This is a genomic window from Stutzerimonas xanthomarina DSM 18231 (genome assembly GCF_900129835.1).
Lineage (GTDB): Bacteria > Pseudomonadota > Gammaproteobacteria > Pseudomonadales > Pseudomonadaceae > Stutzerimonas > Stutzerimonas xanthomarina.
The window spans coordinates 15949-38630 of the sequence record NZ_FQXA01000009.1; the positions used below are offsets into that span (position 1 = coordinate 15949).

Annotated in this window: 17 protein-coding genes; 3 read left to right on the top strand and 14 right to left on the bottom strand. The window is 61.7% G+C overall.

Annotation, left to right across the window (positions count from 1 at the left end; all coding sequences use genetic code 11):
- Nucleotides 1–72: 72 nt before the first annotated feature.
- The 11 genes from BUE09_RS19010 to BUE09_RS19060 form a co-directional block, all read right to left on the bottom strand.
- Nucleotides 73–2238 carry a putative bifunctional diguanylate cyclase/phosphodiesterase gene (locus BUE09_RS19010; protein ID WP_083380641.1) on the bottom strand — a complete coding sequence of 722 codons (2166 nt, stop codon included), beginning with the start codon at nt 2236–2238 and terminating at the stop codon, nt 73–75.
- A gap of 143 nt (nt 2239–2381) precedes the next feature.
- Entirely contained in the window at nt 2382–3860 is a 1479-nt protein-coding gene (gene trpE, locus BUE09_RS19015) for an anthranilate synthase component I (protein ID WP_073303533.1), read from the bottom strand.
- A gap of 185 nt (nt 3861–4045) precedes the next feature.
- Complete coding sequence (locus BUE09_RS19020; protein WP_083380639.1) at nt 4046–4747, bottom strand: phosphoglycolate phosphatase; 702 nt, start codon at nt 4745–4747, stop codon at nt 4046–4048.
- A complete protein-coding gene (rpe, locus tag BUE09_RS19025) occupies nt 4744–5418 on the bottom strand; it encodes a ribulose-phosphate 3-epimerase (RefSeq protein ID WP_073303536.1) in 675 nt (224 codons plus the stop codon). The genes BUE09_RS19020 and rpe overlap by 4 nt, the downstream gene beginning before the upstream one ends.
- A gap of 103 nt (nt 5419–5521) precedes the next feature.
- On the bottom strand, nt 5522–6802 hold the full coding sequence (gabT, locus tag BUE09_RS19030) for a 4-aminobutyrate--2-oxoglutarate transaminase (RefSeq protein WP_073303538.1): 1281 nt from the start codon (nt 6800–6802) through the stop codon (nt 5522–5524).
- Nucleotides 6803–6986: 184 nt separating this feature from the next.
- The gene (locus BUE09_RS19035) at nt 6987–7814 is read right to left on the bottom strand and encodes an ABC transporter permease (RefSeq protein ID WP_073303540.1); all 828 of its coding nucleotides are present in this window, start codon (nt 7812–7814) and stop codon (nt 6987–6989) included.
- A 64-nt stretch (nt 7815–7878) separates the two neighbouring features.
- The gene (locus BUE09_RS19040) at nt 7879–9132 is read right to left on the bottom strand and encodes an ABC transporter permease (RefSeq protein WP_073303543.1); all 1254 of its coding nucleotides are present in this window, start codon (nt 9130–9132) and stop codon (nt 7879–7881) included.
- Between the two features lie 78 nt (nt 9133–9210).
- Complete coding sequence (locus BUE09_RS19045; RefSeq protein ID WP_073303546.1) at nt 9211–10242, bottom strand: polyamine ABC transporter substrate-binding protein; 1032 nt, start codon at nt 10240–10242, stop codon at nt 9211–9213.
- 55 nt (nt 10243–10297) lie between these two features.
- Entirely contained in the window at nt 10298–11407 is a 1110-nt protein-coding gene (locus BUE09_RS19050; RefSeq protein ID WP_073303548.1) for an ABC transporter ATP-binding protein, read from the bottom strand.
- A 210-nt stretch (nt 11408–11617) separates the two neighbouring features.
- Nucleotides 11618–12247: a response regulator gene (locus tag BUE09_RS19055; protein ID WP_073303550.1), complete on the bottom strand. Its 630-nt coding sequence runs from the start codon at nt 12245–12247 to the stop codon at nt 11618–11620.
- Between the two features lie 4 nt (nt 12248–12251).
- Nucleotides 12252–14672 (bottom strand): sensor histidine kinase, encoded by a 2421-nt coding sequence (locus BUE09_RS19060; protein ID WP_073303552.1) that lies wholly within the window; start codon nt 14670–14672, stop codon nt 12252–12254.
- A 187-nt stretch (nt 14673–14859) separates the two neighbouring features.
- Between BUE09_RS19060 and BUE09_RS19065 the strand changes: the two genes are divergently transcribed.
- A complete protein-coding gene (locus tag BUE09_RS19065; RefSeq protein ID WP_083380634.1) occupies nt 14860–15945 on the top strand; it encodes an alpha/beta hydrolase family protein in 1086 nt (361 codons plus the stop codon).
- Between the two features lie 33 nt (nt 15946–15978).
- Here the strand turns inward: BUE09_RS19065 and BUE09_RS19070 are convergent, their stop codons facing one another.
- From BUE09_RS19070 to BUE09_RS19080, 3 genes are read right to left on the bottom strand one after another with little or no spacing between them, the layout of a single operon-like run.
- Nucleotides 15979–16749 carry a DnaJ domain-containing protein gene (locus tag BUE09_RS19070; RefSeq protein WP_073303555.1) on the bottom strand — a complete coding sequence of 257 codons (771 nt, stop codon included), beginning with the start codon at nt 16747–16749 and terminating at the stop codon, nt 15979–15981.
- On the bottom strand, nt 16750–17421 hold the full coding sequence (murU, locus tag BUE09_RS19075) for an N-acetylmuramate alpha-1-phosphate uridylyltransferase MurU (protein WP_073303557.1): 672 nt from the start codon (nt 17419–17421) through the stop codon (nt 16750–16752).
- Nucleotides 17418–18440, bottom strand: coding sequence for an aminoglycoside phosphotransferase family protein (locus BUE09_RS19080; protein WP_073303559.1), 1023 nt, complete (start codon nt 18438–18440; stop codon nt 17418–17420). Before BUE09_RS19080 ends, murU begins: the two co-directional genes overlap by 4 nt.
- A 131-nt stretch (nt 18441–18571) precedes the next feature.
- On the opposite strand from BUE09_RS19080, the gene BUE09_RS19085 reads away from it, so the two are divergent.
- Together BUE09_RS19085 and BUE09_RS19090 are read left to right on the top strand one after the other, a co-directional pair.
- Entirely contained in the window at nt 18572–21355 is a 2784-nt protein-coding gene (locus BUE09_RS19085; RefSeq protein WP_073303561.1) for an LPS-assembly protein LptD, read from the top strand.
- On the top strand, nt 21336–22643 hold the full coding sequence (locus tag BUE09_RS19090; RefSeq protein WP_073303607.1) for a peptidylprolyl isomerase: 1308 nt from the start codon (nt 21336–21338) through the stop codon (nt 22641–22643). Before BUE09_RS19085 ends, BUE09_RS19090 begins: the two co-directional genes overlap by 20 nt.
- Nucleotides 22644–22682: the final 39 nt, after the last annotated feature.

A 22682-nucleotide genomic window follows, 5' to 3' on the forward strand; every position in this document is an offset into this window, starting at 1 on the left:
CCCATGCCAGGGCACGATTTCAACCGGACTATACCAGAGCATCGCTCGCCCGCCACAGCCAAGCCCGGAGGGCTAGACCGGCAGCGACGCGATAGCGGCGGGTAGTGCGGAAGCTGGAACCGGCCGAGCGTAGAAAAAACCCTGCGCCTGGCTACACCCGAGTCGACGCAGCTCCGCAGCAGTGGCTTCGTCTTCGACCCCCTCTGCCAGCGTGCTCAGCCCGAGCGACTCGGCCATATGGATGATCGCGGCGACAATGGCATGGCCGTCTTCATTAGGCAGATCGCTTACAAAGGAGCGATCGATCTTTAACGTGTCCACCGACAATCGCCGGAGGTACGCCAGACAGGAGTATCCGGTGCCGAAATCATCGATGGACAGCGTGACGCCCAGGGCTTTCAGACCGGCCAGCGCAATCATCACCTGCTCGCTATTGTCGACGAGGCTGGACTCGGTCAGCTCAAGCTCCAGCGCCGAAGCCGGCAGCCCTGTCTTCGACAAGGCGGTAGCGACAGTCTGTTCCAGCGACCCCTGGTGCAGCTGTATCGCAGCGACGTTCACCGCGACACGCGGGATGTCCAGCCCCTCAGCCTGCCAGCGTGTGGCCTGTCGGCACGCCTCGAGGATTATCCATTCGCCAATCCCCACGATCAGACCGCTCTGTTCGGCTGCAGGGATGAACTGCCCGGGCGCGACCAACCCCCACTGAGGATGCTGCCAGCGCAACAAGGCTTCCGCGCCCACTACCCGGCCGTTGGCGAGGTCCAGCTGCAACTGATACTCCAGAAAAAACTCCTCTCGCTCGAGAGCAAGACGCAAGCCGTTGATGAGGTACAACCGCCCCCGCATCTCGGCGTCCAGCGCAGCGTTGTAATAGCACCAGGTCCGGCGTCCGGCTTCCTTGGCTTTGTACATAGCCATTTCAGCGTTGCGCAGGAGGCAGGGAAAGTCCATGCCATCGTTCGGGCCAACCGCGACGCCGATGGAAATCGACACCACTATTTGCTGACGCTCGATCATGAAGGGGTAGGCCAACTCATCGAGTACACGCTGGATCACAGCCGACGCACCCTCGGCATTCTCCATATCTGCCAACAACACAACGAACTCATCACCGCCGGCACGTGCCAGCATGGCGCTATCGGGCAATACCTGCTGCAGTCTTACCGAGGTTGTGCAGATCAGCTGGTCACCGAAAGTGCGCCCGAACGAATCATTGACCATCTTGAAATGATCGAGATCGACGTATAGCACCGCAACTGCACCCTTGAGCTTTAAAGCGCTGGCAATTGCCTGACGTGTCCGCTCTTCCAACTGGGTCAGATTGGGCAGCCCCGTCAGGCTGTCGAAGTGGGTCAGGTAGTCGGCGCGCTTTTGTGCAGCAATCCGCTCGCTCATTTCAATCGCCAACCGCGCGTACGGCGCACGTACACTCGACACGAACACCACCTGATAGATGAAGCCGTAGGAGACGATCTTGTACAGATGCCCCAGCAAGCTGTGGAAACTGTTCACGCTGGAGTAGGCGGTAAAGCACAGCTCGGCGAGAATCGAGACCAGTGTCGCAGCCAGCATGCCCTCGAAATAATCACGGTCTGCAAACTCTCGAGCCCGCCAGAACACCCATGCCGCCAGTGCGAAGAGGCTTATAATCAGCCACTCCATCTGCACTTTGAAGCGGGTCAGCCCCTCCTCGTCGATAAAGGTCCGCGGCCACAGCTGCGGCTGAAACAGCTGCAGATAAACCACCAGAACAACCAGTCCGAGGGATGATAAAAGCAGCGGGACGCGCGGCAGTGCGATGCTTCGGTGGCACAGACGGCACGCCACCGCGAGCAGGGTGAAAGCTAGCAGGACGCGGGAAACCAGCCAGAAGGCGATCGCTTTTTCCGCCGAGGCAGGCGTCACCCAGACGGGCATTCCCCGGTAGGACAGCATATGCGCCAGGTCCAGCAGCGCGATGGCCAAAAACGCACAGGCGAGCAGCGGGTTCGAAAGGGGCACTGACTGCTGGCTGTGCCAAGCCACCGCGAACACCAATCCCGCCACGACAATCGAGAAGGTTTCGACAGTGATATGCAGCGGTAACGGGAACCACACCGGGCTTCCCTTGAGATCCGCCAGGCTCGACAACAACCAGACCAGCACCAGCAGCGCCGCGAGAGCAATCACCAACGACGAGGCCGACGCCCAGGACTGGCGAACGGACGATGGGTGGGGGCTCGGCAGTAGCGGCATGGCTGGCTCATATGGGCTGGGGTTGGATCGCCGAGCGCTCCTGCTCGGCTTCCACGACTATATGGCTAGCCAATAGCCATTACCATACGACCAACAAGGACTTTAGTCGCAGATGCCCAACAGCGCCATGAGCCGCGCCGAAGCTAGTCGCTGCTGTGCTCCGCCAGTGCCACCGCACGGAACATGGCGCGGCGTTTGTTCAGCGTTTCTTCCCATTCCAGCGCCGGCTGCGAATCGGCGACGATGCCGGCGCCCGCCTGCACGTGCAGTTCGCCGTCCTTGATCACCGCGGTGCGGATCGCGATAGCCGTGTCCATGTTGCCGTTCCAGGCCAGATAGCCAACTGCGCCGCCATAGACGCCGCGTTTCACCGGCTCCAACTCGTCGATGATTTCCATGGCGCGAATCTTCGGCGCGCCGGACAGCGTGCCCGCCGGAAGGATCGCGCGCAGCGCATCCATCGCCGTCAGCGGCGCCTTGAGCTGGCCGGTGACGTTGGAGACGATATGCATGACGTTGGAGTAACGCTCGATGACCATCTTTTCCGTCAGCCGTACCGAGCCGTTTTCGGCGACACGGCCCACATCATTGCGACCCAGGTCGATCAACATCAGATGTTCGGCCAGCTCCTTGGCGTCGCTTAGCAGGTCCTGCTCCAACGCCAGATCGGCCTCCTCGTTGGCCCCGCGTGGACGGGTCCCGGCAATCGGTCGAACAGTGACCAGGCCTTCCTCGACCCGCACCAGCACTTCCGGCGACGAGCCCACCACATGGAAGTCGCCGAAATTGAAGAAGTACATGTAGGGCGTCGGATTGAAACAACGCAGCGCGCGGTACAAATCGATCGGCGCGGCCTTGAAGGAAATCGACATGCGCTGGGAAATCACCACCTGCATGCAGTCGCCGGCGAGGATGTAGTCCTTGATGCGGTTGACCGCCTCCTCGTAGTCCTCGCGGCTGAAGCTGGAGCGGAACGTCGGCTCGGTACCGCCGCCCTTCTCGAAATCCAGCCCGAGGCGTGGGGTGATCGGCTGACGTAGCCGTTCGCGAAGCGCTTGCAGCTTCGCCTGCCCAGCCTCGTAGGCGTCTGGCTGCGCCGGGTCGACCAGCACGATGCAGTGGAGTTTGCCGGCGAGGTTGTCGAACACCACCACGGCGTCGGAAACCATCAGCAGGATATCCGGCGTGCCCAGCGGATCAGGGTTGGGACAGCTCGCCAGCTTGCGTTCGACATAGCGCACGCTGTCGTAGCCGAAATAACCCACGAGACCGCCATTGAAGCGCGGCAATCCATCCACCGGCGCCACGCGGTAGCGCTGCTGGAACGCCTCGACGAATGCCAGCGGATCATCAACCTCACAGGCCTCAGTCTCGACGCCGTCGCTGGTTACGCTGATGCGATGATCCTGCACGCGCAATACGGTGCGGCAGGGCAAGCCGATGATTGAATAGCGCCCCCATTTCTCGCCGCCCTGCACGGATTCGAGCAGGTAGGAATTAGGCGCATCGGCGAGTTTGAGATAAAGCGTAAGCGGCGTGTCGAAGTCGGCAAGGGTTTCGAACGACAGAGGGATGCGGTTGTGGCCTTCGGCGGCCAAACGCAGGAATTCTTCGCGGGTCATGTCAGCCTCGTGGTCGGAGGGGAACTACATAAGGTCGAGCTGTGCAAACGTACCGGGCAGAGCCGGCAGGAAATGTCAGGCGCGCCAGCGCCAACGGGCCAGGGCCTTGATGACATTCATCCATTGTTTGCGGGTGACCACCACGATCTGATCTCGTCTGCGGGATATCCAGAACAGAGGCCACACTAGCGCAGCCCCGAAACCGAAGCAACTAGCTCGCGCAGGTCATCGAGGACCAGCGCCGGCTGCTCATCCGCGATGGACTCGCCGTGGTTATAGCCATAGGTCAGGGCAACGCAAGGCACTGCCGCCGCCTTCGCAGCCCGCACGTCATTGCGCGAGTCACCCACGAACAGCGACTCTTCTGGCACAACGTCCGCCTTGTCCATTACATAGAACAGTGCCGCCGGGTCAGGCTTCTGCTGCGGCAAGGTATCGCCGCCGACCAGCCACTGGAAATACCCGGTAAGGCCCTTCTCTTCCAGGAGCGGTTCGATGAATTGCGCCGGTTTGTTGGTGATGATCGCCAGCTTCACGTCGCGCTCGCGCAGCCAGTCCAGGCACTCTCGAACGCCCGGGTAGACCGTGGTCAGTTCGTGGCCGCCGGAATAGGCCTGCATGAACAGCGCCAGCGCCTCGTCCGCCAGCTCGTCGGCTACGCCCTCGTGCTGCAGCTGCCCGGCCAGAGCGCGGCGTACCAGCACCGTTGAGCCGTTGCCGACCCAGTCGCGTACTCGCGCAATGCCAGCAGGTTCGCGCCCCAGTAGCATCAGCATCTTATCCACCGCGGCAGCCAGGTCCGGTACCGAGTCCATCAGCGTGCCGTCCAGGTCGAACATCGCCAGACGTGGGAGTTTCCCGTCGAACAGCTGTTCAAGACGAGTCATGGACGAGCCAGCGCCAGCTCGGCGCGCATCTGATCGATCACTGTTTTGTAGTCTGGCTGGTTGAAAATCGCCGAGCCGGCCACGAAGGTATCGGCGCCCGCTGCGGCGATCTCGCGGATGTTCTTGGGATTCACCCCGCCGTCGATCTCCAGGCGAATTTCACGCCCGCTGGCATCGATCAACGCGCGCGCGTCGCGCAGCTTGTCCAGGGTGTTGGGGATGAACTTCTGCCCGCCAAATCCAGGGTTGACGCTCATTAGCAGAACCATATCGACCTTGTCCATCACGTACTTGAGCACGTCCAGCGGCGTGGCCGGGTTAAACACCAGGCCGGCCTTGGCGCCGCCGTCTTTGATCAGCTGCAACGACCGGTCAACGTGATCCGAGGCTTCGGGGTGAAAGGTGATGTAGCTGGCGCCGGCCTCGAGGAAGTCGCCGATCATGCGGTCTACCGGGCGGACCATCAGGTGCACGTCGATGGGGGCGGTAACGCCATGCTTGCGCAGTGCGGAGCAGACCATCGGGCCGATGGTCAGATTGGGCACGTAGTGGTTGTCCATTACATCGAAGTGAACGATGTCCGCGCCCGCGGCGAGCACATTGTCCACTTCCTCGCCCAGGCGGGCGAAATTGGCGGAGAGAATCGAAGGGGCGATGGCGAACGGCTGCATGACGACCTCGGATAGCACGGCAAGATGCCGCGCATTGTACCCGAGGGGTCAGGGTTGCGGCGCGCCTGACATCCGCCACGAATGCCGGCGCGCCACAGGTGAATCAGGTCAGTTCGTCGAAGCATTCACCAATGATCGCCAGACCACGATCAAGCAATTCGTCTTCGGCAGTCAGTGGCACCAGCACCCGCAGCACGTTGTAGTAAGTGCCGCAGGACAGCAGGATCAAGCCCTTGTCCCGCGCCTTGGCAACGATCTGCGAAGTCAGCGCTGCGGCCGGTCGCGCATGATCGCCGTCCTCGAAGAGCTCGATGGCGATCATCGCGCCGAGGCCGCGCACCTCGCCGATCTCCTTGTGCTTGACCTGGATCGCCTTGAGACCCGTGGTGAGTTTCTCCGCCACCGCCTTGCAGCGGTCGAGCAGCTTCTCCTCCTCGAAAATCTCCATGACAGCCAGCGCCGCCGCACAGGACAGCGGGTTGCCGGCATAGGTACCGCCCAGCCCACCGGGGGCGATGGCATCCATCAGCTCGGCCTTACCGCAGACACCGGCAATCGGGAAGCCGCCACCCACCGATTTGGCAAAGGTGGTCAGGTCGGCGACCGCGCCCATCTGTTCCATGGCGAAGAAAGTGCCGGTGCGCCCGGCACCGGTCTGCACTTCATCAGCGATCAGCAGAATGCCGTGCTGGTCGCAAAGCGCACGCAGGCGGACCATGAACTCCCTCGGTGCGACGTTGAAGCCGCCCTCGCCCTGCACCGGCTCGATGATGATCGCGGCGATGTCGCGCGGTTCGGCGTCATTCTTGAAGATGCGCTCGATGCTGGCGATCGAGTCATCGACGCTGACACCGTGAATCGCGCAGGGATACTGCGCGCGAAAGATGCCGCCCGGCATCAGGCCCATCCCGGCCGAATAAGGCGCGACCTTGCCGGTCAGACCAAGCGTCATCATGGTGCGGCCATGATAGGCGCCAGTGAAGGCGATCACGCCGGCGCGCCCGGTGGCGGCACGCGCGATCTTAACCGCGTTCTCCACCGCCTCGGAGCCGGTGGTGACCAGCAGGGTCTTCTTGGCGAAATCACCCGGAACCCGCGCATTGATCTTCTCGCACAGCTCGACGTACGGCTCGTAGGCCAGCACCTGGAAGCAGGTGTGGGTCAGCTTGTGCAACTGATCTTCCACCGCTTTGATGATCTTCGGGTGCAGGTGGCCAGTATTCAGCACAGCGATCCCACCGGCGAAATCGATGAACTCGCGGCCTTCGACGTCGACCACGCTGCTGTTCTTCGCATGGTCTGCAAAAATCGGATGGATCTGGCCGACGCCGCGGGGAACAGCGGCGACACGGCGTTTCATCAGGGATTCATTGGTCTTGCTCATAAGCTCCTCGGTAGCCGTTCATCGTCGGCACGGGTCGAAATAAGCGCCAGGGAACGAGCGAGGCAGCATACGATGATCGACTGCCGGGCCATCCAGGCGCTGGGGATTACAGTAGAACGCCGTTCATTATTTTGCACGCCCAATCTCAGCCCAGCCGTCTGCATCAGCGCATTGTGGAAATCCGTCAGGCGGGTTGTTGGGTGCGCATCTTCTCGGCGCGACCGCGCAGCCATTCAAGGGTCAACAACAGGGCGATGGAGAAACCGATCAGCAAGGTTGCAGCAGCAGCGATGGTCGGACTCAGGTTCTCGCGGATACCGCTGAACATCTGTCGCGGCAAGGTGATCTGCTCGGGGCCGGCAAGGAACAGCGTCACCACCACTTCGTCGAAGGACGTGGCGAAGGCGAACAGCGCCCCGGAAATCACCCCCGGCGCGATCAGCGGCAGGGTGATGCGGAAAAATGTAGTCACGGGGGAAGCACCCAGGCTTGCGGCGGCGCGCACCAGGTTCTGATTGAATCCTTGGAGCGTGGCGGAGACGGTGATGATCACGAACGGCACGCCCAGCACCGCGTGAACCAGGATCAACGACAGGTAGCTGTTGCCCATGCCCAACGGAGCAAAGAACAGGTAACTGGCCACACCGACGATCACCACCGGCACCACCATCGGCGAAATCAGCAAGGTCATCACCAGGGCCTTGCCACGAAATTCGCCGCGGGTCAGACCGATCGCCGCCAGGGTGCCGAAGACCATCGCCAGTGCAGTGGCGGCCGGAGCGATGAGCATCGAATTCTTCAGTGAGCGCATCCAGTCGGCCGAGCTGAACAAGGTTTCGTACCAGCGCATGGAGAAGCCTTGCAGCGGATAGACCAGAAACGAGCCGGAGTTGAACGACAGCGGCACGATCACCAGCACCGGCACGATCAGAAACAGCAGCACCAGCGCGCAGAGAATGCGCAGGGTGTAAAACCAGACGCGTTCGATGGGCGACATATAGGGGCTCAGCATGGAAAGTTCTCCTGCCCGGATTGGCGAATGACTTGCGGTGATTGCCTGGTCATTGCGGTCATGCTCAGCCCAGCCTCAGGCGGCTAGCGCCGACCAGCCAGCTGTAGACGATGTAGAGCAGCATGGTCGCCAGCAGCAGCAGGCCGCCCAGCGCCGTGGCCATGCCCCAGTTGATGGTGGTGTTGGTGTAGAAGGCGACGAAGTAGCTGACCATCTGGTCGTTCGGGCTGCCGAGCAGCGCCGGGGTGATGTAGTAGCCGATGGAAATGATGAACACCAACAGGCAGCCGGCGCCTACGCCCGCCAGGGTTTGTGGGAAATACACCCGCCAGAAGCTGGCGAAGGGATGGCAGCCCAGCGAGATCGCCGCCCGCATGTAACTCGGCGAAATATTCTTCATCACGCTGTAGATCGGCAGAATCATGAACGGCAGCAGAATGTGGACCATGGCGATGTAGACGCCAGCTCGGTTGAACACCAACTGCAAGGGCTCGTCGATCAGGCCCATTTTCAACAGCGCACCGTTGATCAGACCGCTTGATTGCAGCAGCACGATCCAGGCAGCGACGCGCACCAGGATCGAAGTCCAGAACGGCAGCAGCACCATGATCATCAACAGGTTGCTTTTGCGCGCCGGCAGATTGGCCAGCAGATACGCCAGGGGATAGGCCAGCATCAGGCAGATCGCCGTGATCACCAGACCCATCCAGAAGGTGCGGGCAAAGATGTCCAGATAGACCGCCTGGTCAGGCGAAACCGACGCCAGCTCGCCCATGTCGTCGATGCGGTGATCGAGAGCGGCCAACAAATAATAGGGGGTGATTGCGCTGTCGTTGCGGCGAATGACCTGCCAATAGGCGGGGTCGCCCCAGCGCTCATCGAAAGCTTCCAACGCTTCCTTGTAGGACGTCGGCACATCCTTGAATGGGAGCGCGCGAGCCGTCTTGGTTATCAGACTGCGGAAACCGGCCTGCTCCATGTTCAGACGCTTGGACAGATCACCCAGGGACTGATTGTTCCGCGCCTCCATCAGGTCTTCGCTGAGGGCCCGGTACACCGACTCTTCCGGCAGTCCGCGGCCATCCCAAGCCGTAATGGCCTCGACCGTGCGCGGCAGGCTGCCCACCACCTCCGGATTATCGACGCTGCGCCAGAGCAGCGAGGCGATCGGCACCACGAAAGTGAGCAGGAGAAAGATCAGCAACGGCAGGATCAGCGCCTTGGATTTCAGCCTGTTCATGCGCTCGGCACGCGCCAGCCGCCGCTTCAGGCTGGGCTCGGCGAACTCGGGAACGGGCAAAGAGATGGCAGTCGCCATGACGAACTCCGCAAAGTGTCAGATTCCAGCGGCGCACGGCCCGCCTCAGGGCAGGCCATGCAAGGGGGCCAGGCTTGTTTAGCGCGCAGCCCAGGCATTGAAACGCTGTTCCAGCTGCTCGCCGTAGTCGGCCCAGAAGGTCACGTCCATGGCCACTTGGTTGGCGATGTTTTCTGGCGTCGTGGGCATGTTTTTCAGCAGTTTCTGATCTAGCAGTTCGACCGCTTTCTTGTTGGCGGGACCGTAGGCGATGTTTTCAGAGAAGGCTTTCTGCTGCTGCGGTTGCAAGGTAAAGCTGACGAAATCGAGCGCTGCCTTCTGGTCCTTCGCACCTTTGGGGATGGCCCAGGAATCGAAGTCATAGATGCCGCCGTCCCAGACCACTTGCAGATTGCTCTCATCCTGCACCGCGGCAATGCGACCGTTATAGGCGCTGCTCATGACCACATCACCGGATACCAGAAACTGCGGCGGCTGGGCGCCCGCTTCCCACCACTGAATGCTGGGTTTGATCTGGTCAAGCTTCTTGAAGGCGCGGTCCTGCCCCTCTTTCGTTGCCAGCACCTGGTAGACGTCTTTCGGTGCCACGCCATCGGCCATCAGGGCGAACTCGAGGGTGTACTTGGCACCCTTGCGCAGGCCACGTTTGCCGGGGAATTTCTCAGTGTCCCAGAAATCCGCCCAACCACTCGGTGCGCTATCGAGCTTGTCGGCGTTATAAGCCAGCACCGTGGACCAGACGAAGAAACCCACACCGCAAGGCTGTATGGCACCTTCGATGAAGTCGTCCGGGTTACCCGCTACCGCTGGATCGATTTCCTCGAACAGCCCTTCATCACAGCCGCGTGACAGCTCGGGCGATTCAACTTCCACGAGATGCCAGGACACGCTGTTGGTATCGACCATGGCCTTTACCTTGGCCATCTCACCGTTGTACTCGCCCGCGATGATTTTGTGGTCGGTCTTGGCTTCGAAGGGTTCGTTGAAGGCCTTGATCTGCGCTTGTTTGTTGGCCCCACCGAAGGTGACGGCCGTAAGATTTTCCGCCGTGGCCTGCGCAGCGCACACCAGTCCGATGCCAAGGGCGGTCAGTTTCAGAGAGTTCAGCATTGTTATTCGCTCCATGATGCGGTTGAAAATACCGTTCTTGCTTGCTCGCCCCTGCTTATGCCGCCTGCAACGGATCCAGCGCACGGACGTGTTCCACCTGCCAGCCGATTGGTACGACATCGCCAACAGACAAGGCGGGATCGAGTTCGGCGATCGGCTGTTTGACGAAGAAGTCGGTGATACCGCAAACCTCGAGCCGAATGCGGATGTGATCACCCAAATAGACGAACTCAGCCACCCGCCCGGTAAAGCGATTCGGGCAACTGGCACTGGCGCCATTGAGGCGAACCCGCTCGGGCCGGATCGACAGATTGACCGGTGCACCAGGCGCACCAACCTTGACGGCCAGCGCCTCGACCTTTTCGCCGCGGCCCAGCTCGACGGTGCAGTGGTCCCCGTCGCGGCTCACCAGCCGCGCCGGCAGCCGGTTGTTCTCGCCGAGGAAGTTGGCGACGAAGGTATTCGCCGGCCGCTCATAGAGCACCCGCGGCTCGTCGATCTGCTGGATTTCGCCCTGATGGAACACCGCGACCCGATCGGACATGGTCAGCGCCTCGCCCTGATCGTGGGTGACATACACCACGGTGACGCCGAGGCGTTGGTGCAAGTGTTTGATCTCCATCTGCATCTGCTCGCGCAATTGCTTGTCCAGCGCACCCAGCGGCTCGTCCATCAGTACTAGCTGCGGCTCGAACACCAGGGCTCGCGCCAACGCCACACGCTGCTGCTGGCCACCGGAGAGCTGCGCCGGGTAACGGTTACGGAAGCCTTCGAGCTGGACCATCGACAGGGCACGTTTGACCCGCTCCTTGACGTCGAGCTTGGGCATGCCACGCACGCTCAGCGGGAAGGCGAGATTTTCGGAGACGGTCATGTGCGGGAACAGCGCGTAGTTCTGGAACACCATGCCCATGTCACGCTTATGCGGCGGCAGCTTGTTGATCGAGCGGCCACCGAGCAGGATCTCACCAGCGGTGGGCGTCTCGAAGCCGGCCAGCATCATCAAACTGGTGGTCTTGCCGGAACCAGACGGGCCAAGCAGCGTGAGGAATTCGCCCTTACGGATATCCAGATTGAGGTCTTTGACGATCAGCGCTTCGCCGTCATAGCTCTTCTGGATGCCACGAAAGCTGACCAGTACATCGTTCGCTTGAGAATCGAGCATGCCGCACCTGTGATCCGTTGTTCCGTGACCACAGGTTAAGAGCCTCACGCGCTCGCCGATATCAGCACAGCGGAGTGTTTCGAATCAGCAAAACGGAGAGGCGCGTGTAGGGAACGCCCTACAACCAACACCGGCCCAGCCGCACCTGCGACAAGCAAACCACGCGTGGACCGCAGTGCAGACACGATCAATGGCTGCAATCACGTCGCCTCAGACCAGCTTGTGCTCCATGGCATAACGCACCAGGTCGGCCACTGAATGGGCGACCAGCTTCTGCATCAAGCGCGCCTTGTGTGTGCTGATGGTCTTGCTGCTAAGGGCCAGTTTGGCCGCGATATCGTTAACCGAATCGCCGTGCACCAGGCGCTCGAACACCGAATACTCACGCTCGGACAACAGCGCATGGGGTGGGCGGGAGTCGGTCAGGCCAACCTCGAAGACCATCCGATCGGCCAGTTCCGGATCGATGTAGCGCCCACCGGAGGCGACCTTACGCAGCGCGATCAACAGCAGCGCTGGGTCACTGTCCTTGGTGGCATAACCGGCCGCGCCGACCTTGAGCGCCCGGGCCGCCATCTGCGCCTCGTCATGCATCGACAGCACCAGGATCGCTGGCGGCTCGCTCAACGCGCGAATCCGCGGAATGGCTTCCAGGCCGTTGACGCCTGGCATTGAGATATCCAACAGCACGACATCGCAGGGCGTCTGCCGCAACTGGTCGAGCAATTGCTGACCATTGCCGGCCTCACCGACTACCAGCATGTCCTTTGCGAGTCCGATCAGTTGCTTGATGCCTTCGCGAACAATGGTGTGGTCTTCGGCAACGATTATCCGAATCATGGCGTTAGCTCTCCAGTGTGCTGATAAGCATCGCGGGTTCGGCCTGTTCATCCAAAGGCACCGATATATGAATCGAAGTGCCCTCGCCCGGCTGGCTTTCCAGCAGCAGCGTACCGCCCAGCATCTGCACCCGTTCCTGCATGCCGACCAGACCGAACGACACGCCCTGACGCCCCGGTAGCACCACGAAGCCCTGACCATCATCGCTGATGCTCAGGCACAGCACATCCCCCCGCTGCTCCAGACAGAGGCTAACGGTCTGCGCATTGGCATGGCGCATCACGTTGGTCAGTGCTTCCTGAAGGATGCGAAACAACCCAACGGCTTTAGCACTGCTCAGCTGTGGCGGGCATTCTGGGACTTGCACCAGACAGGCGATGCCCGTGCGCTCCTCGAAGCGCCGCGCCTGCCAGTCGATAGCCGATGCGATACCGGCGTCCAGAATCGGCGGGCGCAAGGCGGTCGCGACGTCGCGCACCTGCTGGAACAGCTGCGCGATCAGCCGTTTCATGCCTTGCAAGCGCGCAGCGAGAGCAGGATCGAGAGCTGCGAAGCTGATCTCGCACATGGAGATCTCCAGCTTGAGCACCGTCAGCATCTGGCCCAGTTCATCGTGGACCTCACGGGCAATGTGCGCCTTTTCTTCTTCGCGCACGGTTTCGACGTGAGCCGCCAGCTTGCGCAGCTGCGCGCGTGAGGCGTCCAGCTCAAGCTCGATCCGCTTGTTGTCGGTGATGTCCCAGACAATCCCGTCCCAGACCTGCCGCCCCGCCAGCTGGCCGCGTACCGAGGCGCGGATGTCGGCCCACCGAATCTCGCCGGAACGGGTCAGGATCCGCCCCTGCCAGTACCAGTCACTCATGCTGTCCAGCGCCTGCTGCTGGCTGCTCCAATAACCCGGTTCGTCTTCGGGATGAACCAGGCTGCGGATACCACGGCCCGGCTGCAGCAACAGCTCCGCGGAATAGCCGACCAGGCGCTGGCTGGCCTCGCTGATGTAGGCGATGCTGACCGGCGCGCCGGCGTCCTGCCGCTCCAGACGGAACACCAGCCCCGGCACGTTGCCGGCCATGGCCTTCAGCCGCACCTCGCTTTCCTGCAACGCGGCACTGGCACGGCGGCGCTCCGTAATGTCGGCGAGAAACACCACCAGGTACTCCTTGCTGCCGAAGCGCAGGAAGCTCAGGGTAACCGCCGCCGGGAAGCGACTGCCGTCGGCTCGCTGCCAGTCGCGTTCGTGTACCTGATGGTCATCGATACCGTTGCGCGCATCGCGCCAGAGCTGCAGCCAGCCATCCATGCCCAGCGCCGGGTCCAGCGCCTGCAGGGGTTGCTCGAGTAGCGCGTGCGCGGCGTATCCCAGCAGCTCTTCGGCTGCCTGGTTGGCATAGCGCACATGGCTGTCCCAGTTCAGCCAGAGAATGCCGACCGTGCTGTGGTCAAGGCAGAATTGCGTGAGGCGCTGCGCCTCTTCGGCAGCCTCGCGCAGCTCGATGTCTCGCCGCGCCGATTTCAAGCGTGCCTCGAGCAGCCCTTGCTGGCCTCGTTGCCAGACCAAGATGGCCACGGCTGCAATCAGCAACAGCGCCAACAACAGGCTGAGGCTGCGCCAGTAACTGATGCGCCGTGACTGATCGATGCTGCGTGATTTGAGCCACTGTTCCTGAAGTCGACCGAGTTCGTGCGCGGGGAAACTGCGCAGTGCCTGGTCGATGACCGCGCTCATTACCGGACTGTCGCGACGCGAACCGATCCGCAGCAGTTGCGGATTACCGAGATCGCCGACCACGTCCAGCGAGGCATATTCAGCCCGCTGGGACAGACGTCCATAGAGCGGCTCGTCGACCACGGCAAAGCGCACACGGGCCTCGAGCAGCTGACGCAGCGCCTCGAACTGGTTGGGCACTTCCAGCACCGGTTGGCTCGGATAGTTGCTGCGCATGTAGTTTGCCACCTGCCCGGGGCCTTCGAGGGCAATCACATCGTTGTTGTCCAGCCGCTCAAGGTCGATGGCGCGAGGGCCATTGACGTCGCCGATGATCAGCCGCGGCACCCGCAGAAAGGGATCGCTGTAGCGCCATATGCGCAAGCCCTCCCGGGTCTGGCGTAGCCCCGGAGCGAGGTCGATCTCGTCGGCGCGCATGGCGTTCTCCAGCGACGCCTCATCAACGAAACGGTGCCACTGCAGCTCGACGCCTAGACTGGCGGCGAGCCGTTCCATGAACTGAACGTTGAAGCCGGACAGCCGGCGCTGGCGCTGATCGTATTCAGCATAGGGCGATATCATCACCACCCCGACGCGCCACTGGCGGTGCTCATCCAGCCACGCCAGCTGCGCGTCGCTCAGCGGCACGCTAGAGGCTTGCGCGGGCAGATTGAACAGCGTCAGCAAGAGACAGCAACAACGCAGCAGAGATGGCACCATAGACCTCACACGATCGGCGGATAGGCCGAAAACACTCTTGTAGTGCATCCGCAACACCTACGCCAGTGCCGCTACGGCCAGGTAGCTGGAGACTCTGGAGCCCCGATGTCTCGGATTCTCCAGGTCGATGAGCAGACTGTTGGAAAAACTACCTGCGTTGGTAATCCCGCGTTAAAAGGTCCTCGAAATGTTCATTTACAACAGTAAGCTCCGCTTCCTCGGCCTTTTTCGCCTTGCCTTGCCTGCCTCATCCAGGTTTCTCAACGGCCTGTTAGCGGCCACCGTGGCGACCGCTCTGATCGCCATACCCGCGAGCGCCGCAGATGAACCAGCGACGCCGGAGACGTCAGCTCCGCCCACGCCCACACCGGCCGAGCGCCCGCCATTACCTTCGCGCAGCGACGCCATGAGCGCCGATCTCCTGCGCCAACTTCCCGCTAAGGAGTTCGTCGGCCTCAAAACCGGCGCCGACGATTTCGCTGCGCTCTGGCGTCCCGCCAATGTCGGCGAACCCAGAGGCGTGATCATCCTGCTACCCGGCGAGGGAGAAAGCGCCGATTGGCCGCGCGGCATCGGCCCGCTGCGCCGCGGCCTGCCCGACCACGGCTGGCACACGCTGAGCATGAGCCTGCCGGATTCGTCCGGCCGGGTGTATCCAGCGGTCGCGAACGTCGCTGAAGACGCAGCCGAGCCGCTCGCCGAAGAAGCCGAAACCGGGGCCGAACAGCTCGCTGACGATTCGGCGCCAAGCGAGGCCGGCTATCTGCCCGAAGAAACCGCAGCGGTACCGAGCGAACCCGCTATCGACGGTACCGAAACGGAAAAACCCGACGAACCAGCAGCAGCGAAGGCCGATCAAGCCGAGCAGATCGCCGAGCGTATCGAGGCGGCCCTGGCGTTTGCCCGGAGCAAGCAACCATCGACCATCGTCCTCGTCGGCCAGGGCACGGGTGGCTACTGGGCAGCGCGTTACCTTCAACAAGTGGCACCGAGTGATGTCAGGCACTTGGCCATGATCCAGCCGCGCCAGCCGGAAGGACAGGACGAGCGGCTGGAACAGCTGGTCCCGGCACTCAAGCTCGCCACTGGCGACTTCTTCTACAAGGGAGGACGCGCCGATCTGTCGGCGGCCCACGAGCGACTCAATGCAAGTCGCAGAATCCAGCACCCGGCCTATCGGCAAGTAGAATTGCCACCACCGACCGGCGACCGTCACGTCGATCAGGAACAACTCGTGCGTCGAATTCGTGGCTGGCTGGACAAGCAAACGTAGCGGAATGGGAGCCTTGGGCAACACCAGCGGCTGTTAGCGGAAGCCCCGGCGCTCGCGGATCAAGGTATAAGCATTGTGCAGCTCACGGGTTCGTTCTGTCGCTTCGCGAACCTGTAGCGCCGTTGCGCCTGCACCGGCCTGTTTGTCCGGATGGTGCTTGCTGAGCAGCCTCCGGTAGGCACGTTTGATTGCCTGAGGCTCGCTGTCGGCGCGCACGCCGAGCAGCCGCAAGGCTTGCTCGTAGGCGCCACCGAGATTGCTCGGTGCGCCTTGGCGGCGCCCGCCGCCCGAGTCCAGCGCCGCGATAGCAGTCGAATCCCAACCCATCCACCTGCCCCAGAGCATCACCAGCTCATGTTCGCGCGCGTCGATCTGCCCCTGCGCCCGGGCCATCCGCCAACACGCCTGAAGTACTGTTTTGGCCTCGCCAGGGCGCCCTTGCAGGCGCTGTAACGGGCCGCGAAGGCCATCGCCGCTGGATTTCCCCCTGTAGAAGGCGTCGATGGCGGCGCGCTGCGCCGTCGGATCCAGTTGCAGCCGCTGCATTTCCCTGCGCGCGGCCTGGATGTGCGCTTCGCTGATTCGTCCGCTGCTCTTGGCAAGACGCCCAAGGAGAAAAAACAGCAGCTCGTCGCCCTGCGTCAGAGCCTTCCCGGCGCCCATGCGTTCGCGCAGTCTGGCCCAGGAGTTGAGGCCGAAGCGACGATCGAGCACTTGCCCAAGCAATGCGCCAAGCAGCGCCCCAGGAATACTCGCGATCAGCCAGCCGATCAGCGCCCCCAACAGCGTAATGGGCCAGAACATTCAGCGCCGCGCCTCTAGGATTCGCTCGACTTCGGCCAGGCGCTCATGGGTACCGACATCGACCCAGCGCCCCCTGTAGTGCTCCCCGCTCACCTGGCCCGCCGCGATCGCCTGACGCAGCAGCGGCGCGAGCTTGAACGCGCCGGCAGCGCAGCCTTCGAACAGTCGGGGATGCAGCACTGCTACGCCGCTATAGGTGAACGCACTTGCCGACGCGCCGCCGTCGATGACCTGCCCCTCCACCAGCGAGAAGTCACCGGCCGGGTGATGGGCCGGGTTGTCCACCAGTACCAGATGCGCAAGCCCGGCCGGCGGCTGCACCAACGCAGCGAAGTCGTAGTCCGTCCAGATGTCGCCATTGACCACCGCAAAGGGCTGATTGCCTAACTGCGGCAATGCGCGATGAATACCACCGCCGGTCTCGAGCGGCTCGCCCTCAGCCGAGTAATCGATGCGCACGCCGAACCGATCACCCGTCCCCAGATACGTCTCGATCTGCTCACCCAGCCAGGCATGGTTGACGACCAATTCGGTGAAACCCGCACTGGCCAGCGCGCGAACGTGATATTCAATCAGTGGTACGCCGCCCGCCCGCACCAGTGGTTTCGGCGTATGCAAGGTCAGCGGGCGCAGACGTTCGCCCTTGCCTGCCGCGAGGATCATCGCTTTCATGATTGAACCTGTGCGGGTGGCAGACCTTGCAGCAGTGCGCTCAACTCGGCCAGTTCGGGATGGCGAGCCGTGACCGTCTCGATGTAGGCGAAGAAGCGCGGCACGTCCGCCAGATAGCGCGGTTTTCCATCGCGATGACAGATCCGCGCGAAGATGCCGATGACCTTCAGGTGCCGTTGCAGGCCCATCAGGTCACTGGCGCGTTGGAACTCCTCGAAGCTGGGCTGGACCGGAATACCCGCAGCGCGCGCGGCTTCCCAATAGCGCTGCAACCAGCCATGCACTCGCTCCTCAGGCCAACTGAGGAAGGCGTCCTTGAACAACGAGGTGATGTCGTAGGTCACCGGGCCGACAACCGCATCCTGGAAATCCAGCACACCGGGGTTCGGCTCGCTGATCATCAGGTTGCGTGGCATGTAGTCGCGGTGCACCAGCACCTGGGGTTGCCCCAGAGCCGAGTCAATCAGCAGCCTGCAGGCCCGTTCCCAGATGTCCAGTTCGGCCGCGCTGAGCTGATAACCCAGATGGCGCTGCACGTACCATTCGGGAAACAGCTGCAGCTCACGGCGCAGGAGTGCTTCGTCATAGCTCGGCAGTGACTGCTCCAGCGGTTTGGCCTGGAAGGCGAGCAACGCCTGGACGGCGTCGGCGAACAACTCGTCAGCGTTGGATTCGTCGATGACATCAAGGTAGGTCTGGCGTCCCAGATCGGTAAGCAACAGAAAACCGCGATCCATATCCTGGGCAAGGATCTCCGGCACGTTCAGCCCGGCGCTCGCCAGCAAGGCCGCCACGGCAACGAACGGCTGGCAGTTCTCCTGAGGCGGTGGCGCATCCATCAGGATAAAACTGCGACCTTCCCCCTCCCAGCGAAAATAGCGACGAAAACTGGCATCGCTGCTGGCCGGGACCAGTGCTGCCTCAGGTGCGCTGCCCCAACCGCGACGTGCGAAAAGCTCGCTCAATTGGGGTTTCAACCAGGCGTTCAGGTCCTGTAGGCGTTGATCGTGTTGCGGCATATCAGTGCTCTCCGCGGCGCTAGCCGATAGACGGGTCATGCTTTATTATCCAGCATCTTTTTCAGCCCATCGAGAGGCGTGCGGCCCAGCCCGGCCGATGGCTCGCCGCAAGCACGGACCCTAAAAACAAGATGGCAGTCAAATATCCCGCTTTTCGTAAAAAATTCCCCCTACTGGTTACTGGCGGTTTGCTCGCATTGCAACCTGTAGCGACTCCTCTTGTGATCGCGGCCGAACAGTTCGCCTGTGAGCCTGGTGCTGGTGGCGGCTGGAGCTGCGCATCCGATGCCGCGAACGCCGACCTGCCGCCCCGCCCCGTACACCGCGGCAGTGCCGCAAGTGGTGACGCCGGCGCGGCACAGCCGCGCGCCAGTAAAGCCGAACGCCAGGCAGCCACCACCAAACTGGTGACCGAAAGTAAAGGCCGCGCGCTAGCCTCACGCAGCGCCGATTACAGCCACTTGGACTGGGTGCCGCGTGATCAGCTGACCAATGCGCAGCTGGCCGAGACAGGCCCTTATTGCGCCGGTACCTATGTTGAACCGAGCCGCCCCGGTCAGTTCGACGACACGCCAATGAGCGAGTCACCAACCTATGTATCAGCCAAGGCAACCCGTTACGAGCAGCAGCCGGAAATCGCTACGCTGGCGGGTGACGTGGTACTCCGCCAGGGCAGTATCCAGGCTGAGGCCGATGAGGCAAACCTGTACCAGCTGGAGAATCGCGGCGAGCTAAAAGGCAATGTCCGCCTGCGTGATGGCGGCGCGCTGATGGTCGGCGACCGCGCCGAAATCTTCCTCGATACTGGTGAAGCCCAGGTCGAGAACGCCGAATACGTGGTTCACGCAGGCAAGGTCCGCGGCAGCGCGCTGTATGCCAAGCGTACCGATGACGCCATCATTCGCCTCAAGGACGGGACCTACACCCGCTGCGAGCCAGGCGATAACGACTGGTATCTGCAAGGCAACAACGTCACCCTGAACCCAGCGACCGGCTTTGGCTCGGCAACCAACGTGACGCTTCGGGTCAAAGGCGTTCCGGTGTTTTACACGCCCTATATCTATTTCCCGATCGATGACCGCCGCCAATCCGGTTTCCTCGCGCCCAGCATCAGCAGCTCCAGCGATACCGGGCTGTCATTGGTCACGCCGTACTATTTCAACCTGGCGCCGAATTTCGACGCTACGCTCTATCCGAACTACATGACCGACCGCGGTCTGCTGATGGAAGGCGAGTTCCGCTACCTGACCCGCCGAAGCGAAGGCCAGTTCGGTGCGGCCTACCTGAACGACAGCAACGACGATCGCGAGCTGCAGTCCGAGTATGAAGACCAACGCTGGATGTACAGCTGGCAGCATCGCACCGGTCTGGACAGTCGCTGGCTGGCCGAAGCCGACTACACCGATATCAGTGATCCCTACTATTTCCAAGACCTCGATACCAACCTGAGCATCGATCAGCCGGATCATCTGGACCAGCGGGGTACGTTGAGCTATCGCGGCGACGGCTATACCGCACGGCTGAACGTACATGCCTACGAGCGCGCCACGGTTGCCGACATCACGCCCTATGAGCGCCTGCCGCAGCTGACGCTCAATGGCGCCCTGCCGTTCCAGCCAGGCGGTTTGCGGTTTGCCTATAACACCGAGTTCGTCAGCTTCCAGCGCAGTTTGCGTGAGGGATTCTTTACCGACGAAGACGGAAATACCGGCCTGCCGGAGCATCGTTGGTACGACGATCGCCTGCGTGGCTTAACCCGCGCCGAAGGCGAGCGTCTTCATCTTGAACCGGGCGTCAGCCTGCCGCTTGACTGGACGTGGGGCTTTTTCAAACCGTCGCTGAAATACGCATACACCCAGTACGATCTGGATCTCGATGACCGAGGCCAACAGACGCTGGCAGCCTATGAGTCGTTTGATAAAACCCAGAACCGCAGCGTGCCGATCTTCAGCGTCGACAGCGGTCTCTATTTCGATCGTGATACCCAATGGTTCGGCAAGGACTACCGCCAGACGCTCGAGCCCCGACTATTCTATCTATACGTACCGGAAGAGGATCAGGACGATATTCCGATCTTCGATACGGGGGAGAGCACCTTTGGCTACTCATCCCTATGGCGGGATAACCGTTTCTCCGGTAAAGACCGCATCGGCGACGCCAACCAGGTATCGCTCGGCGTAACCAATCGCTGGATCGAACCTAACGGGTTCGAGCGTCAACGGTTAAGTATCGGCCAGGCGTTCTACTTCGAGGACCGCAAGGTCCAGCTGCGCGGCATCGACTATCGCACGCGCTCCAACGCAACCTCGTCGGTATCACCCTATGCGTTGGAATATATGTACCGCTACAACCGGGACTGGCGCTTTACGTCCACCTTCAACTGGGACCCGGACACTCATAGCACCCGCTCAGGTAGCGCCATGTGGCATTACCAGCCAGCTGACAATCCGAACAAGATTGTCAATATCGGCTATCGCTACCGCAACGACACCATCCGTTTCGACCAGGCCACCGGCCTGTGGACTTATGGTGGCGACTACGGCACACCGGGCACACCTGAATACATCAAGGATTACTACAAGATCAACCAGCACGACATCTCCACTATCTGGCCAATCGTGCCGCAGTGGAGCGTGATCGCTCGCTGGCAGCATGACTACAGCCGCAACCGTACACTGGAGGCCTTCGGGGGCTTCGAGTACGACAGCTGCTGCTGGAAGCTGCGTCTGATCAACCGCTACTGGATCGATTACGACGAAACCAGTCTCAATCCATCGCAGAACGATGAGCCGGACAACGGCATCTTCCTGCAAATCGTCCTCAAGGGACTCGGCGGCGTGTTTGGCAGCTCGACCGAGACATTCCTCGACGAAGGCATACAAGGTTACCGTGAACGTGAAGATCAAGCTTTCTGATTACCTGCGCCCCCTGCTGGCGGGCGCCCTTCTGCTGGGCAGCGCGACTGCTGCCGTGACCGCTTCGGCTGAAGTCCGACAGCTCGACCGCATCGTCGCGATTGTCGACAACGACGTGATTATGCAGAGCCAGCTGGACCAGCGGACCCGCGAGGTCCAGCAGACCATCGAGAAGCGCGGCGCGGAAATGCCGCCCGCGGACGTCATGCAGCAGCAGGTGCTGGAGCGGCTGATCACCGAAAATCTGCAGCTGCAGATCGGTGAACGTTCGGGCATCCGTATCTCCGATGAAGAGCTCAACCAGGCAATGGGCACCATCGCCCAGCGTAACAACATGACCCTGGACCAGTTCCGCGCAGCTCTGGAGCGCGACGGCCTCAGCCTCGATACCGCTCGTGAGCAGATTCGCCGCGAAATGGTCATCAGCCGAGTGCGCCAGCGCAGGATCGCCGAACGCGTCCAGGTATCGAATCAGGAAGTGGAAAACTTCCTGGCTTCCGATCTCGGCAAATTGCAGCTGTCGGAAGAATACCGACTGGCCAATATCCTGATACCGGTGCCGGAGTCGGCTGACTCGGAGACGATCCAGGCGGCTGAAAAAACCGCGATGGATACCTATCAGCAACTTCAGCAAGGCGCTGACTTCGCAAAATTGGCTGTCTCACGCTCGGCCAGCGAAAACGCACTCGAAGGCGGCGATATGGGCTGGCGCAAGGCGGCTCAGCTGCCGCCCCCCTTCGATACCGAAGTCCGCACCATGTCAGTCGGCGAGGTCACCCGGCCGGTGCGTACTCCGCCGGGCTTTATCCTGCTAAAAGTGCTCGACAAGCGCGGCGGCGACACCCAGGTCCGTGACGAGGTCCATGTTCGCCATATTCTGATCAAGCCAAGCCAGATTCGCAGCGAAGAAGAAAGTCGACGGCTGATTCAGCGACTGCGTGACCGCATCCAGGCCGGTGAGAGCTTTGCCCATCTGGCGGAAAACTTCTCCGAAGACCCTGGCTCGGCGCTGAACGGCGGCGACCTTAACTGGATCGACCCCAACTCTCTGGTTCCAGAGTTCCGTGAAGTCATGGCCAACACAGCGAGTGGACAACTGTCCGAACCCTTCAAAACGCCGTATGGCTGGCACATTCTGGAAGTGCTCGGCCGCCGTGCCACCGATGCCAGCGAAGAGTTCCGCGAGCAACAGGCGCTGTCGTTGCTGCGCAACCGCAAGTACGAAGAAGAACTGCAGAACTGGCTTCGCCAGATTCGCGACGAAGCCTACGTCGAGATCAAGATCTGACTCGCTTCGAGTAGCTACTCTGCAATGCCTCAACGGGCC

What these genes read in the sequence shown, in the direction of transcription:
- BUE09_RS19010 (WP_083380641.1), bottom strand. Translation starts at nt 2,238, where the DNA reads ATGCCGCTACTGCCGAGCCCCCACCCATCGTCCGTTCGCCAGTCCTGG.
- trpE (WP_073303533.1), bottom strand. Translation starts at nt 3,860, where the DNA reads ATGACCCGCGAAGAATTCCTGCGTTTGGCCGCCGAAGGCCACAACCGC.
- BUE09_RS19020 (WP_083380639.1), bottom strand. Translation starts at nt 4,747, where the DNA reads ATGACTCGTCTTGAACAGCTGTTCGACGGGAAACTCCCACGTCTGGCG.
- rpe (WP_073303536.1), bottom strand. Translation starts at nt 5,418, where the DNA reads ATGCAGCCGTTCGCCATCGCCCCTTCGATTCTCTCCGCCAATTTCGCC.
- gabT (WP_073303538.1), bottom strand. Translation starts at nt 6,802, where the DNA reads ATGAGCAAGACCAATGAATCCCTGATGAAACGCCGTGTCGCCGCTGTT.
- BUE09_RS19035 (WP_073303540.1), bottom strand. Translation starts at nt 7,814, where the DNA reads ATGCTGAGCCCCTATATGTCGCCCATCGAACGCGTCTGGTTTTACACC.
- BUE09_RS19040 (WP_073303543.1), bottom strand. Translation starts at nt 9,132, where the DNA reads ATGGCGACTGCCATCTCTTTGCCCGTTCCCGAGTTCGCCGAGCCCAGC.
- BUE09_RS19045 (WP_073303546.1), bottom strand. Translation starts at nt 10,242, where the DNA reads ATGCTGAACTCTCTGAAACTGACCGCCCTTGGCATCGGACTGGTGTGC.
- BUE09_RS19050 (WP_073303548.1), bottom strand. Translation starts at nt 11,407, where the DNA reads ATGCTCGATTCTCAAGCGAACGATGTACTGGTCAGCTTTCGTGGCATC.
- BUE09_RS19055 (WP_073303550.1), bottom strand. Translation starts at nt 12,247, where the DNA reads ATGATTCGGATAATCGTTGCCGAAGACCACACCATTGTTCGCGAAGGC.
- BUE09_RS19060 (WP_073303552.1), bottom strand. Translation starts at nt 14,672, where the DNA reads ATGGTGCCATCTCTGCTGCGTTGTTGCTGTCTCTTGCTGACGCTGTTC.
- BUE09_RS19065 (WP_083380634.1), top strand. Translation starts at nt 14,860, where the DNA reads ATGTTCATTTACAACAGTAAGCTCCGCTTCCTCGGCCTTTTTCGCCTT.
- BUE09_RS19070 (WP_073303555.1), bottom strand. Translation starts at nt 16,749, where the DNA reads ATGTTCTGGCCCATTACGCTGTTGGGGGCGCTGATCGGCTGGCTGATC.
- murU (WP_073303557.1), bottom strand. Translation starts at nt 17,421, where the DNA reads ATGAAAGCGATGATCCTCGCGGCAGGCAAGGGCGAACGTCTGCGCCCG.
- BUE09_RS19080 (WP_073303559.1), bottom strand. Translation starts at nt 18,440, where the DNA reads ATGCCGCAACACGATCAACGCCTACAGGACCTGAACGCCTGGTTGAAA.
- BUE09_RS19085 (WP_073303561.1), top strand. Translation starts at nt 18,572, where the DNA reads ATGGCAGTCAAATATCCCGCTTTTCGTAAAAAATTCCCCCTACTGGTT.